Source organism: Bacillus niameyensis (genome assembly GCF_001375535.1).
GTDB classification, from domain to species: Bacteria; Bacillota; Bacilli; order Bacillales; family Bacillaceae_C; genus Lederbergia; species Lederbergia niameyensis.
This window is the reverse complement of record NZ_LN831197.1, coordinates 3483741-3498832: the sequence shown is the minus strand read 5'-3', so window position 1 is coordinate 3498832 and position 15092 is coordinate 3483741. Positions and strand designations below refer to the sequence as shown.

Genomic DNA, 15092 nt, shown 5'->3' with positions numbered 1-15092 from the left:
AACTTTTACTTTAAAGATAAATCAAACTTAACTATCAATTCATAATTAAAAATAGATATTAGTTTCACTGTCTAATCTCTCTTAACTAATGGAAAAAACACTTTTTCAAAAAATAATTGCCTGTATAATTTAAAAATACCCTAACAGTTCAAAAGATTTCTGTTAGGGTATTTTTAAATATGTTGTATAAAATGCTGGTACGTTAGAAGTTACCCTTCTAATATATCTGCTATTCGTTTACTTGCCAATCCATCACCGTAAGGATTGCTTGCATGGCTCATTTTTTCGTACTCAGCTTGATTCTCTAGTAACAACTTAAATGTTTTATAAATAACCTCTTCATCAGTTCCAACAAGTTTTAATGTACCTGCAGCGATACCTTCAGGGCGTTCAGTTGTGTCGCGCATAACCAAAACAGGCTTACCAAGGCTCGGAGCTTCTTCCTGAATACCTCCACTATCCGTTAAGATCATGTATGATCTAGAAAGGAAGTTGTGGAAGTCGATAACCTCTAAAGGCTCAATAATTCGGATACGATCACAGTCCCCTAATATTTCGTTTGCTGCTTCTCTTACTACTGGATTCATATGTATTGGGTAGATCGCTTTAATATCAGGATGTTCGTCTACAATTCTTTTGATAGCTCTGAACATGTTCTTCATAGGTTCGCCGAGGTTTTCCCTTCTATGGGCAGTAATCATAATCAATTTACTATCCCCAACCCAGTCTAACTGTTCATGAGTATATGCTTCTCCAACAGTTGTTTTAAGAGCATCAATCGCGGTATTTCCCGTAACGTAAATTGTAGCAGGGTCTTTACCTTCTTTAACGAGATTTTCTTTCGACATTTCCGTTGGTGCAAAATGATATTTTGCAACGATTCCAACAGCTTGACGATTAAATTCCTCAGGATAAGGAGAGTAAATATTATACGTTCTTAATCCTGCCTCAACATGTCCCACAGGAATCTGTAAATAAAAACATGCTAACGCTGTTACGAACGTTGTTGAAGTATCTCCATGAACTAAAACGACATCTGGTTGAACTTCTTCCAAAACAGATTTCATTTTTTCCAAAATGTTTACTGTAACATCGAATAATGTTTGTTTCGATTTCATAATGGATAGATCATAATCTGGCTCTACATGAAATGCCTCCAGAACTTGATCTAACATTTCACGATGCTGCCCTGTAACACAAACAATTGTCTCTAATTGATCACGAGTTTTTAATTCTTTTACTAAAGGGCACATCTTTATAGCTTCGGGTCTTGTCCCGAATACTACCATTACCTTTTTCATTAATTGATCACGTTCCTTATTTAGTAATTTGTGTAAGTAAAAATAATACATAACAGTGGGAGGAGTCGTTGTCGACTAATATGGACAAAAAAGGCCATGATATGACTAAAGTCTATAGTATCAAATAATATCATGAAATAAAAGATATAAAGGATTGACTGCTTATGGACTAGATCATGAAACGCAGAATCTCACAAGTCAGACTGATTAAGAAAAAAAGGCCTCCAGAGAATTATGGAGTGCCTGAATCATCGTTATTCTTCTGTAGTGTAAGTTCTAATATCTGCTTGTCTATATCTACGAATACATCGAATCCCTCAATATTCAAAGTAAACATCTTTCCGTCTTTAGATTGAACATTTGCTTGTGAACGCAACTCATTTAGAAATTCATTATCATTTTGAATATTTTCAACTATTACATTGGTTGCTACGTTATCTTTATTAAAGCGCAAACTTATATCATAATTCCCATAAGTAAGAACTGTAAGACCCTGATCTTCCGTTTCCTCGGTCAATCCTCTAAGTTTTCCTTTAATTGTTTCATAATCTAAACCTACATGAGCCATAAAGAATTCATAGGACGATTGTAGTGATGCAGGTAAGATAGGGTAAAAATCTATTGTCCTTATATCTGCTATACTAGCAAAAGTGTTGGACAATGAAACATCATCGAAATTTATATAAGCCGTTTCATCCTGATAATTCACTTTATATACATTATCGATTTGTTCAATGACATAAACAGGTTCAGAGAATTGTACTGATTCCATCTGTCTTGTCATTTGCTCATCCTCATAAAGAATAGCTGATCGTGTAACTATATTTCCTTCTTTATCGATCTTATTTATTTCGGGTTCGTAATTTTTTTCTTCCCCTAGATTATCTGTACTTGGACTGGAATCATCAAATCGATCATAAATACCTTTGTAGATAGCTAATGGTGACTTATCTACAAACATGAAGAGAGCACTAAAAAGAGTAAGCATAAGTAACACGCAAACTTGCACAATGAATCCTCTGTTGGAGACTTTACTTTTACTTCTCCGACTAATAAATTCATTTGTATTTATCACAGATTGTTCATTTAGCTTTTCTCTTTTATATTTTCCCTTTTCTTCTTTTGAAAGAGTATTAAACCATTTAATAAATTCATCATATTTATCAAGAACTTCTTTGGAATTTCCGAATTCCTTTAAACTACCATAATGTAGCCAAAGAACCCTATCACAAATTGATCGCATTTGCCCTATAGAATGGCTGATAAATATAATAGTTTTCCCACTAGCTTTAAATTCGTCAATCTTGTCTACACATTTTTTATAAAACGTCTTATCGCCTACGGATAGTGCTTCATCTACTATTAGAATATCCGGATTAGTGTAAGCAGAAATGGCAAAACCAAGCCTAGACTTCATGCCGCTAGAGTAGTTTTTTACAGGTTGTTCAATAAATTGTCCAATATCCGCAAACTCAATAATTTGAGGCGTTAACTCTGAAATCTCATCTTTCTTCAATCCAAGCATCAAACATTTTAACTTAATATTTTCTAAGCCAGATAATTGATTATTTAACCCTGCACTAATAGCAATAAGTGAAGTTTCACCGTTAATCTCCATATTTCCTGAAGATGGTGGAATAACCTCGGCTAAAATGTTGGAAAGTGTGGATTTACCTGATCCATTAATCCCCACAATCCCAACTGTTTCTCCTTCAAATATTTCAAAACTTACATTTTTTAAAGCATGAAATGTTCGATTATTTTTCCTTTTGTTTGGGAGAAAAATATCCCGAATTTTATCAGACCTTTTATTATACAACTGGTAAGTCTTCGATATGCCTTCCAGTTTTACTTTTGGCTTCATTTTTTTAAGCCTCCATTACAAATAATCAACAAATTTATCTCTGAATTTTATATGCATATAAGAACCAATAAATAAAATTAATAATGTTATACTCCAAAAATAAAAAGTCAATCCAAGGTCCTCAAAGAACCAGGTTTTAAACAAAATGGTATTTCTAAACCCATCAATCAAATAATAAATTGGATTGAGTTTTAATATATTTAATAGTTGGGGATCTAGCCTACTTGCATTCCATACTATCGGAGTTAAAAAGAATAACATTCTGATCATTGAATTAATCGCTGTTTGAAAGTCCCTTATCATAACCGATATAGTTGAACACAATAAAGTCATTGAGAATAAAAAGGCTAACAATGCAAAAACATAATAAGGTAATTGTAATAAATAAATTCCTGGATTAATTTTATTTAAGGCAAGAATTAACACTAAAATAATTGACATCATTAAGAAATTATACATATTTTTCATAATCGTAATTGTGGGAAGCACACTAACTGGAAATTTCATTTTTGAAACTAAGTTCACTTTAGTATAAATACTATTAGATCCTTGTGTTATCGATGGATTAATAAAAAACCACGGAACTAACCCTACAAACAACCAAACAAAAAATGGGATATCATCTACTGGACGGCCGCTTCTAATACCAATTCCAAAGACAAACCAATAAGCTCCAATTTGAATTGCTGGGTTTAAAAACTGCCATAGTACTCCTAAATAATGCATCTGATACATACCTTTAATATCAAAACTTGCTAATCTCAGTATTAAACTAAAATTGGACAATTGTTCTTTTATTATCTGAATAACAAATCTCATTATAATGTCTACTTCCTTCGTTGAGTACATTTTTTGCCAAATCCAAGAGGTAATAATATCTTAAAATACCTATTATATAATAACACAAATTGAACTTCTATCGAATAAAGTATTTTAAACAAAAAATGGAAGAGAGCATCCTTCCATTTTTTATTTGAAATACTAGAATTGTTGGTTCCATAATATATTAATTTGGCATCTTTTGAAACTCTTTATACGTATCTCAAGTCTCTTTTAATTTCTTTGCTATGGTTATGAGATTAGGAAATTCTTTAAAGTCCTTGTTTTCCAACTCTTCTTGTACCTTCCTTAGCTTTTTGAAGCAATGCTTTTCTCCTAGTTCGCTTTTTTCTGTTTGTAAAAAGAGTCTGTTGCTAACCCTCATAATCTCGTACAAGCAAGGGAGATTATTCTCAGCTCATTGATTCAGCATTTTTTGATGATATGTTAATATAAATGTATCATTATTAGAGGGAGCGAATAGAATTTGACAAATCTTTTAAAGTTAAACCAAGATATATTAAATGAATTTGGAGTAATAAATCTTGACAATATTTTAAGATTAACTGATGCGAATAGTAATACTGAAAAAAATGCACAATTAATCCTAGATAATCACTTTGTACTCCAAGAATCACTCGATATCTTAGATTTTAGCAATGGAATCGATTGGGATTATAAACATTATGTTAGTTCCAATACCTATCAATTATACCTTCATTCTTTAATGCCAATTAGTTATCTAGGAAATGCCTTTGAAGCGACTAATGACACTATTTACTTGAAAAAGGCTATCAAAATTGTCAAGGATTGGCTAGAATTTGATTCAAATGATAAAGATAACAAATTTATTTGGTATGACCATACTTCCGCATACAGAACACATAATTTAATATATCTATTTTTATGTCTTAAGAGAATTAACTTACCTTTTCCTGATCTTGATGAACTAATCATTAAACATGCAGAATTTTTATACAAGGATACATACTACAGAAAAAACAATCATGGTATTATGATGGATCGAGCATTGATTCAAGCCGGTGTTGTTTTTAATTACCCTAATGCAGATAACTGGAAAAATAAAGGTTTATTTAGATTGAAGGATAACTTTTATAGTAGCTACAGTTCAAAAGGAGTACACCTAGAAAACTCCCCAGAATATCACTTAGTAGTTGAACGGCTTTTTCATTCTATTGAAGACTTTCTGAATAAATATGACCTAACACTTGGTAAAGAGATTATAGGTAAGTTTAAATTAATTGCGGAATATTATAGCTTTATTCTGAAGCCAGATGGTTATCTACCGATGATTGGAGATTCAAGCCATAAAAAACTTAACAGAAAGGAAAAGAAGTATACTTCTTTTTTTGATTTAGAGGCAGGTATATCTATATTACAAGCAAAGAATAATCAAAGTCCAATAAATTCAACATGGCTTTCATTTGTATGTGGCTACAGTACATTAACTCATAAACACTTTGATGATTTATCAATTAACCTCTTTTATAATGGTCACGATATTTTTGTTGATTCAGGAAAGCATAGCTATGGAAGTTCTCCCGAACGAGGATATGTACGATCCGCAAGGGCTCATAATACGATTGTTATAAACAACAAAAATTATGTACACCCTGATCCAGAAGTAGTTAAGGATAGAATTTCTATTACTGCCTTTTCCTCAAACAGGACCTATGATTATGTGAAAGGGATTAATCTAGGTTATGAAGGGACATCAATTGAACGAGCTATTTGTTTTATTAAGCCCAACGTTTTGATTATACTTGATAAAGTTTCTAGTAAGACAGTCCAAAAATGTAGCCAATTCTTTACATTGAGTCCAAAGGTAAAAATCGTCAAGGAAGGCATAAACCATACCGTGTTAAAATCCCAAAATGATGAGGTGCATATAGAACAACTAATTGCTCCAGACAAATTAACAATTCATAAAGGAAATACAGAAAAGCCAAATGCTGTTGTTTCAGAAACCTTCAGTAAATTAAGTAAAACACATAAACTTGAATATATGGCAAAAAATAATAAAGTTCATTTTTTAACCTTAATTAGATTGGGGAAAGAAACTACAAGAGTGACCGACATTCATTTTGAATTAGAAAATAGTCAATTAAGTTTAAATATCGATGGGAATTATTTCTCATTTGTAATGTAATTCGTCCTTTGTATATTGCAAATCCTTTGGACAGCACATAATGAGTACCGCCCTTAAGTAGATCATATAAATCTACCTAAGGGCATTTTTTTCCTTATGCCTTATCTATAAATAATTCTGTAGCCCTTCTTAAGGAATTTAAGGTTTCTACTTTTTCCAAAGGATTATGTTGACTTTTTTCATCCCAATATAAATGGGAAATAAATTGCCCGCTTTTCCCAAGCTTCAAGAAATCCTCCAAGCCTTTTACAAAAGGTTGATAATGATTTTCCATATCATGAAAACAAGCTGCATTTTGCAAATAATAAATGTTAGGCATATATCCAATTTTTTTATAAAAAGAGGTTACATCTAACCTTTCGTTAAACTTTTGAGTGATTTCCTCGACTTTCATATTCGGATAACTAACCTTATACATAGCATTAACAAAAGATTTATAATAATTCGGGACAATAGTTTGTGGATTATTTACTAATACAGAACTCCCTTTTAAGAATCCACCTAACATAAGTGACATAAATCCGCCTGCTGAACTTCCATAAAATATAATATTTTCATTATCAATATTAAGATTTGTTACCACCTGCATAATTATAGTGGCTAAACTTTCAATATAGAAGTCTTGCTCGGTACCTTGTCCCCACCCTAAATTAATTTCCCCTAAGTATAGGGTAGGATCATTATAATAAATAACATTCGCATCTAAGTCTTTAGACCATGAATGACGTTGGAAAATAGGAGGGCTAAATTCACTTGCATTGTATGCACCCGAACCTATAACATACAATAAGGGAGACTTCTTATTTGTTTTAATTAATAAATCGTAAATCACGTCATCCTTATTAACACTTAATATTGTTGGGTCCTTAAAATCTATCTCGAATTGGTCAAGACTTTTATTTGCAATCTCTTTATGATTATATAAATCAAAGATTGATTTATATTTTTTTGTTTGCAAATAACTGTCTTTAAACACAGTTATTTGACTTGTATTCACTGACACTTTTTGTCCCTGTTCATTTTTTGCATAAGCCTTTAAATAATAGGTTCCTTCTTTTTCTAACTTTATTGTTACATTTTTCAAATCTGATGAGTATCTTTTCACTTCTATTCTTTCATCATTGTGATAGATATACCAAGCATATGTTAAGTTTTTTCCAGTTGCATGTATTGTCGCAGTTAATGGTTGGCCTATTTCTACCCTATCACTCTTTGTAGATAACGAAACTGAATTTATAATTGGTTTATCCCCCATTAGTGTCACCTTACTGTTACGAATGTCATTTGGCTCATCAATAGAAATGCGATTGACTTCCGTATTATCATTAAATAATTTATAAGTTATTTTATTATTTCGTAATTCACTTTGTACATGATCTATAGAGTTATTATTAATGTTTATAAGAGTTAAGTACTCCGCAAAATCCCCCTCATTTATAAAATGGGCTGATTTAATAGGATGCTTCTGATTGAAATCAAATGATTGCCAACCCCTAATTGGGTCCGTATTACCTTCAAATAAATTAAAGTCTCTAATTTCATATAATTGCTTTAAATGTACAAATGAATCGTCAATTTTACTTTTTAATAAAATTGAGCTTTTATCTTTTTCAGTTATTTCGACATCGACACCTATATTAAATATTTGTGAATATTTATGTTTTTTATCCGAATAGATTTTATCATGAATTATAATAGGACCGTTATCAATCTGTATAAGTAACCTAACAATTGAAATCCCTTCATACAGTTCATGTCTGCCACGCACATACGTGTATGTCTTGCTATGACCATAATCTATTATTTGGGATTTACCTACTTGTCCTTTAGAGAGGGTATATGTCTTTCCATCAACAGCTATTGTATTATGAGCAAAAACGCTACGAAAATATTTCCTATATGGATCTTTCTCTTTATAGTTGTACCGACCACTATCTACAAAATAATCAGTTTTATCTACACTTAATAAGAACGCTAAATCATCAGCATGCTTATGGACTGTAGAATGAAATGCCGAGGTGAAAAGCCATTCAATATCTTGTTTTTTATATACGGATATCCCGGCCTCTGGATAGGGGAAAAAGGAATCCTTTAAGCTCCTTCCTTTCTTTCCTCTTGTAACCTTATTTAACCAATACTCGCTAATTATCTCACTTTCATCAATACTCCTCAAAACCTTTGATAGACCAGTATCCCCTAATAAAGGAAGCCTTCCATCTTTATCTGTTAGAACCGCTAAGAAATCCTGCATGTGTTTAAACTTGTTTTTAATCTGATCCGAATAGGGAACCCCGTAGAAATCCATAAATTTCTTTATTGACATAAATAACTTCATAACTAACAAATGATATCCAGGACTATGTTCCTTATGAACCCCATTAATTGTGAAATCCTTATTCATTCTCATAGTTAATCGATCAACAGATTTTTTTAGCCATTCACGACTTTTGGTAAACTCAGGAAACAAAACTGAGAGCTCCATTAGAGCCTGATCCTGAAAAATTCCATGATTATAATCTTCGTAATTATTATCATTTGCTAGAAAGAGTCCATGAGTGTGAAGAAGCCTTTTAAAATTCATTTCAAAGTCATTATCTATATTTTCAACATCTTTATAATAGCACCAGAAATATAATAAATTTAATAATCTATTCGCCGTTCCATGGCCACTCCAAGACCAGTCACTAACATTTTCCTCTGGAGACGGGTTCTTTCTCATCCAGCTTTCGATATACCATTTTGCTTTCTCGAGGTATTTCCTTTCATTAGTTAACTCATAAGCGTTAACCAAGTAACTTACCATTCTAATCTCATGTAGATAAAACTTCCATGTTCTATCATTGTAAGGATCTTCATCCCATTGCAATTCATCTGCAAACTTAAAGGGCTTCCAGTTTTTAAACAGGTAAACCTCATTGTTCATGATCATTTCTGCTATGGATAATGTTGCCTTATCTGGCTGAGTTCTTTTAAATAACTCTTTATTAGATACGGGAGTTTTACTATTTAGCCGATCTAATGATGGACTTTCCCCATTAATTGGGAATGCTAATAATTCAGGCCATGTTTCTTGAATTATCTTTAAAAATAATCCACTGGAATTACGAATCTCATAAGGAATAGAGAGTATTTTAGACAGTAAGTTCCGATTATTGTATATAATGTGGGTATCATACGCCATGTCGCTTTCCAGAAGGATTAGACTATGCCATAAACACATTCTGTGTTCCCAATAAAACATGTCTGTAAAATCATAATTATAAAGAAATTCACTTTTGAAATTAGTTATATCTATAAATGCTTGGAATCCATTAATGATCTCACTATCATTTCTTAAGGAAGTTCTCGTATAATACTTAGCTAAGCTTTTTGCACTAAGTTTCATTTTGTTCCTTTTATAATAAACCCTACCAATTTCCGCCAAATTTGATCGTATATGCAAACGGTCTTTTGGAAATTCATCTGCATACAATTTAAATAAATAGACAGACCCTCGGTTCATTCCAATGTTTTTTTTCCATATAGAATAAAAATCTTTCATATCAACTTGTTCATTATCCAATCCATATTCGTAAACCTTGTATGGAGAGTGACTTAAAGATACCATTTTTTTTGCTATGTTAATATCTTCATTATAACTTTCTGCATTTGACTTGTTAGTATGCGTAAAGTAATCTATATCACCTTTAACATCTTTGAATATTGAATATGTTACTCTACTATCAATGCCAGCAGTTAAGGAAATACTTAATTTATTATCTAGAGCTAACAACTTAGCTTGTTGTTGCATTATGGAAATAATCTCTTTAACCTCTTTATTCACATCTCTGGCTATAATTAACGGTTTCCTTGGAAATATCCTTTGAACATCTCTTTTTTCTATAATATACTTTGTATTAGGTGTTAAAGGTCTAATTTCCTCAAATGGGGATTGCACCCCTGGAAAATACCTTATTTTCTTAAAATCTGGATGTTTCATTAATTCTACTGATGCCTTCGATTCTTTATAATCAAACAATTCAGCAATAAGCATCGAATGTGAAGAAATAGCTGTAAGTTCATTTTCTATATCATAATAAACACTTCTTGTTGCACATGCATCATGATAAATTTCGGTACAATCGGAAGTATCTGTAAAGATTACAAATCTCCCAGAGAGCTGATCAAGATAGTCTAAAAACTCCCCTTCAGAAATACCCTTTTTCACGGCTAAAGTGTTTGCGATATTATTAATCGATATAGTTCCATCAAATGGGTTTAAAACATGGCCCAAAATTATAACCTTAATACCATTTTTTTCACTAACGCTATATAAAATATTCGGATCAAAAAACAAATTATATTTTGAAATCACTTCAATTTTCCAATTGCCAATAACTTGTTGAGTTTGACTATCGGTAAATTGAGGTTTTTTAATATCTGTTAATAAGAATCCTCTTCGATAGAGAGAAGATAAATATTTATTCATTATACATTCCCCTAATCATGTAATAATCCCTTATATTATATAAGGATTATAGCTATAATAACATGATCTCATTTCTCAAACTATGTTTCATATTATAATACATATTTTATTGAGGAAATTTAACTTAAAAAAGTTTGCTCCCCTCTAAAAAAAGGAACTTTTCATATCTTTTCTGTATTTCCCTTGTAATATTAAATTTAATGTGTTCTCAAAGTAACATATAAATACCATATGTTACTTTGAGAACTTTCAATTGAATAGTTAAAAGCTACTCTATATACTGTTTAATAATATGATTAATATTTTGCAGTTTAAATAGTTTCAAAAATTGGTCAACAGAAGTGTTTTCCTTGTGATAGTCATTTTCATACAGGGTTAGTATATCTCCTAATAACTGTACTGATGGAATTACATCCTCTTTCACAACTAACTTTAACTTTTTCAAATACCAATTCTCAAAATAATACTCAAATCTTTTTTCAATATACTCATCTAAAAGATTATTTTCTTTAAGCATTTTGTATCTGTATTTCTCTAGCTTCAAATATTTCTCAAAGAATTTTTTAGTAATAGTATTTACGGCTGAACCACTAACTGCAGCATAATATACATGAATTGGAACATTGATGACTTTTGTTTTACTTGAATTCAGCAATAATTCTTGGAAGAAGATCGTATCTTGTCCAACAGCACCTTCCACCATTTTCAAGGAGTTATTACCTATCACTTCACGTTTTACAATCAACGCTTGAATACTCATCGCCTTAAATTGAGTGTTCACTAAATACTCTTTTACATTTTTTGTAATTGTGTCGCCACCATAGAATTGCATTGCTGTCTTATAATAATCAAAATTTAATGGTTTTGTATCAATTCTAAGCATATTTCCGATAGCCATATCATGTTTTCCTTTAACTACCTGCTTATATAATTGAGTATAACCATCATTAATCGCTTCATTATCAGGATCTAAATACGTAATATATGGTGAACTCGTTAATTCGAATCCCTTGTTTCTCGGACGCGAAGCACTTCCACTTCCGCCATCATTGTAGAAGTATGTTCTAACATTATTGAATTTACCCTCTAAATATTTTACTATTTTAGGAGTCTTTTCATCAGTAGAACCGTCATCAACAATTATGATCTCCATATCCTCAAACATAGAGCTTCTTTTTAAACTATTAAAACATTTGTTTAATAAATGTTCTCCATTGTTATAAGTCGGCACTATAACGGACAGCTGATAATTCTTTTTAGCTTTAACTTTTTCATTTCTAACTTCATTGAAATTAAACCGATCAATGCTAAATCCGTTTAACAATTTAGTTTTTCCATTAAAGTCTTTTAATTGATTTAGTGTAAAAGCACTACTCCAAAATAGGGTTCTACTTTTGTCCTCCATCAAATCTACATAATCAAACTCTGTTCCTTGTATAATCTTATTTCCATTATAATAGGAGCTTTTCGTAACATAGTCTGAATTAGTGTACTTAAATCCATTAACCATATCCTCCAAATAAAACTCTCCATAATATTTAGAAGGGGCGAAGAAAGTTATAAAGTCATAGTTTGATTTTAGTTTTTCTGTAAATTCATCTTCAGTAAATAGCTTCTTGTCTGAATAGGTTTGACTCTCAAACATCCTGTTAATTTGTTCTGTCTTTTCTTTTACTAAAACAGCAACTTTCCTACTTGTTATTGAACTATCAATTCCTACCTTTTCAAGAAGACTATTGACTCTTTGAAATGTGGTTTCACTAGTCATTACTCGTCTAATTCCATAAACCTGATGTTCAAAGATCTCTTCCTCAGTCATACTCTCAAAGATCTCTCGTATTTCATTTTTATCGTGAATTAAATAAACATTTGGAAATTTATTATTTACTCCAACACTATAGTTTGAGAGTAAAATATTACCTAATGCTTGCAATTCATAGATTCGATTCGCGAACATCGTATTACTTTCTTGAATACTGTTCAGATTGATAGCCCAATTATAAATCTTATGCATTTTTTGTAAATATTCATGCTGTACAGCTGGTGAAACATATTTTAAATACTCCTCTGGGAAAAAGTATTGAGCTAATTTAAAGTCATAATTTCTATCTATGATCTTCAAACTTTTATTTGCATCAATAATTCCATCAAAAATCATTCTAGTATCCTTTTGCCGATGTGGATACTTGTTATACCAAGACCCTGCAAATAGGACTTCTTTTTGTTTCGGAAATTTTTTGATTCCAACTGGATTATGGTATAAAGGATTTACGCCAAACTCTAACAGAAACACCTTATCATTTTTACAATCCTTTTTATAACTCTCCACTTTTTCTTCTGCGGTAGTAAAAATATAATCACACTGTTTGGCGATATCAATAAATACTTCATAGTTTACAGGATCCTCTTTTGAATAAAAGACTATTTTTGTTCCTTGGGATCTGTAAAAGTCGATAATTTTATACAAATCTTGACGATGTCGTTTTATCTTTGGATTACCTAAACCTTTCCACTCAAAGTTCAGTCCTTTCCAAGCTGTTGCAATTAATAAGACATCTAATTTCCCCTTATGCTTTTTGAAATTATCTCTTTCAATATAGAAGAAATTTGCTGTTCCCTTAAAAGAATTAAATAAAAATTCGTCAGCTATAATGCCAATATTAGTCTTGATTTTATCGTAATATCGGCTCCCATTACTATCAGGAAGCTGGTCCAATAAAGGTTTAACAGTTTCAAAAAAATTAACATCACTTAATTTATCTCTTACTTTAAGATATGCTATCTTCTTCTCAAGCTCTTCAGGATCTGGCTGCTTTTTTTCAACCTTTTTAGATTGTAAATTAGGTTTTGTATTAGTGTTATTTAGCTGGGCTTTTTTTTTAGTCTTTAAGAATGAATGTAAGTCCGATATTGCCTTTTTTTCGGCATCAATATCGATTAATACTTTTTCCTTCAACTTATTTATAGTTTCTAATCTTCTCTGTATAGACTGAATATCCAATCTACCTTACCCCTTCCTTACTGTTTTCTTCCCAGCTCTCTTTCTCCAATAAGCTAGCGTCACTTTGCCCAATTTCGAATTACTCAAGGCATTATACTTATTTAATAGTTTTTGATAGGATTTAAGCAGTCTTTCTTCTTTTTCATAGGCTTCAAAAAGATGACCCTGTACATTAATCTTTTCCTTTTTGTCAACTATAATCTGACTTTCAATAAGTTTAATATGGTTAAGTAATTCTTCATTTTTAGCTTTTAGTGTCTCTTTTTCCCCTTGGTATTTGTTTAAATTTGCTTTTAATGTTTTGTTTTCCTCTAGCGTATTATTCGTATTGTTTTTTAAACTTTCAAGCTCATTTTGCAAGTCTATTATTTTATTTAACAGTTTTTCCTCTTTTTCATAGGCTTGCAATAGTTCGGACTGTACCTGGACCTTTTCCTTTTTACTAATCTTAGCCATATTCCCTACATTGATTAAATCGGCTAATTCACTTTGAGTCATATTTTGTTCAGGTTTTATTGTTTGCTCATTTTGAGGTTCAAAATTTGATTGATTTTCTTTAGAGGTATAAAAAGATTGGATCTTATTAAGACGCTCATTCAATAATTGCTTTATTTCCATATTTTCCTGAATTAAATTTTTATTCTGTTGAATGATTTGCTCTTCTTTAGCCAAAACAGTATTTTTAAAGTCTTCTAACTCTGAATAATTTTTCCGATATTCGTTATTCTCGCTATCATCTTTATTTATTTCCTTTTTTAATGATTGAACATTTTCTTCCGAGTTTTCAATCACTTTATGCTTAGTTTGAATATCAGTTATGAGCTTTCTCTCTTTCGTATAAAACATGAATTCTAACTTTTCAGTTAAATGTTCATCTAACAATAATGGTGCAGATTCAACATTGTTCTTAAATACAACACCAACACTTTTCTCGATAAATTCCAGTTCATCTATAACAAGTGATTCTTTCTGTAGTTCTAATAAATCACTTAAATAATATATCTTTTTGTGACCGAAATAATCATTAACCCCAAAAGGGACAGTTACAATAATTGAACCGCCTTCAACTAATAAAGTCTTTGCTTTATTCAAAAATCTCTTCGGATCAGTAATATTTGCCAATACTTCTCCAATAATGATTGAGTCGAACTGTTGATTCCCGAAATCATAGTTCATAAAATTTGCCACTTCAAATTTCACATTGTTTTTCGTGCTTTTATCTTCACGATCAAGCGACTGATTAGCAAATTCTATTGCCTCATCTAAAAGGTCAATTCCTAAAACATGTTTTCCTTCTCTTCCTAAAATAATGGACGCAATTCCTTGGGAACATCCGACGTCTAAAATAGATTCTCCTTCTGCATGTGCGCAAATCCAATGAATCCTGTTTCTTACTTCATTAGCAAATTCTATGCCCATATCTCCATAATAGGCTTCTGTAACCCGATCTAATGGTTTTTTCACGACTA

7 protein-coding genes are annotated in these 15092 nt (G+C 31.3%); 1 reads left to right on the top strand and 6 read right to left on the bottom strand.

Annotated features, from left to right (window positions below):
• Window positions 1–209: 209 nt before the first annotated feature.
• From wecB to BN1243_RS16325, 3 genes are all read right to left on the bottom strand, one after another.
• A complete protein-coding gene (gene wecB, locus BN1243_RS16335) occupies window positions 210–1301 on the bottom strand; it encodes a non-hydrolyzing UDP-N-acetylglucosamine 2-epimerase (RefSeq protein WP_062108571.1) in 1092 nt (363 codons plus the stop codon).
• Between the two features lie 232 nt (window positions 1302–1533).
• On the bottom strand, window positions 1534–3165 hold the full coding sequence (tagH, locus tag BN1243_RS16330) for a teichoic acids export ABC transporter ATP-binding subunit TagH (protein ID WP_062108569.1): 1632 nt from the start codon (window positions 3163–3165) through the stop codon (window positions 1534–1536).
• Between the two features lie 15 nt (window positions 3166–3180).
• Window positions 3181–3984, bottom strand: a complete 804-nt coding sequence (locus tag BN1243_RS16325; RefSeq protein WP_062108568.1) for an ABC transporter permease — start codon at window positions 3982–3984, stop codon at window positions 3181–3183.
• 487 nt (window positions 3985–4471) lie between these two features.
• On the opposite strand from BN1243_RS16325, the gene BN1243_RS16320 reads away from it, so the two are divergent.
• On the top strand, window positions 4472–6154 hold the full coding sequence (locus BN1243_RS16320; protein ID WP_062108567.1) for an alginate lyase family protein: 1683 nt from the start codon (window positions 4472–4474) through the stop codon (window positions 6152–6154).
• A 94-nt stretch (window positions 6155–6248) separates the two neighbouring features.
• Here the strand turns inward: BN1243_RS16320 and BN1243_RS21855 are convergent, their stop codons facing one another.
• From BN1243_RS21855 to BN1243_RS16305, 3 genes are all read right to left on the bottom strand, one after another.
• Window positions 6249–10622, bottom strand: a complete 4374-nt coding sequence (locus BN1243_RS21855; RefSeq protein WP_084781990.1) for a heparinase II/III family protein — start codon at window positions 10620–10622, stop codon at window positions 6249–6251.
• Window positions 10623–10890: 268 nt separating this feature from the next.
• Window positions 10891–13623: a glycosyltransferase gene (locus tag BN1243_RS16310; protein ID WP_062108566.1), complete on the bottom strand. Its 2733-nt coding sequence runs from the start codon at window positions 13621–13623 to the stop codon at window positions 10891–10893.
• Window positions 13624–13629: 6 nt separating this feature from the next.
• Window positions 13630–15087, bottom strand: a complete 1458-nt coding sequence (locus tag BN1243_RS16305; RefSeq protein ID WP_062108564.1) for a class I SAM-dependent methyltransferase — start codon at window positions 15085–15087, stop codon at window positions 13630–13632.
• Window positions 15088–15092: the final 5 nt, after the last annotated feature.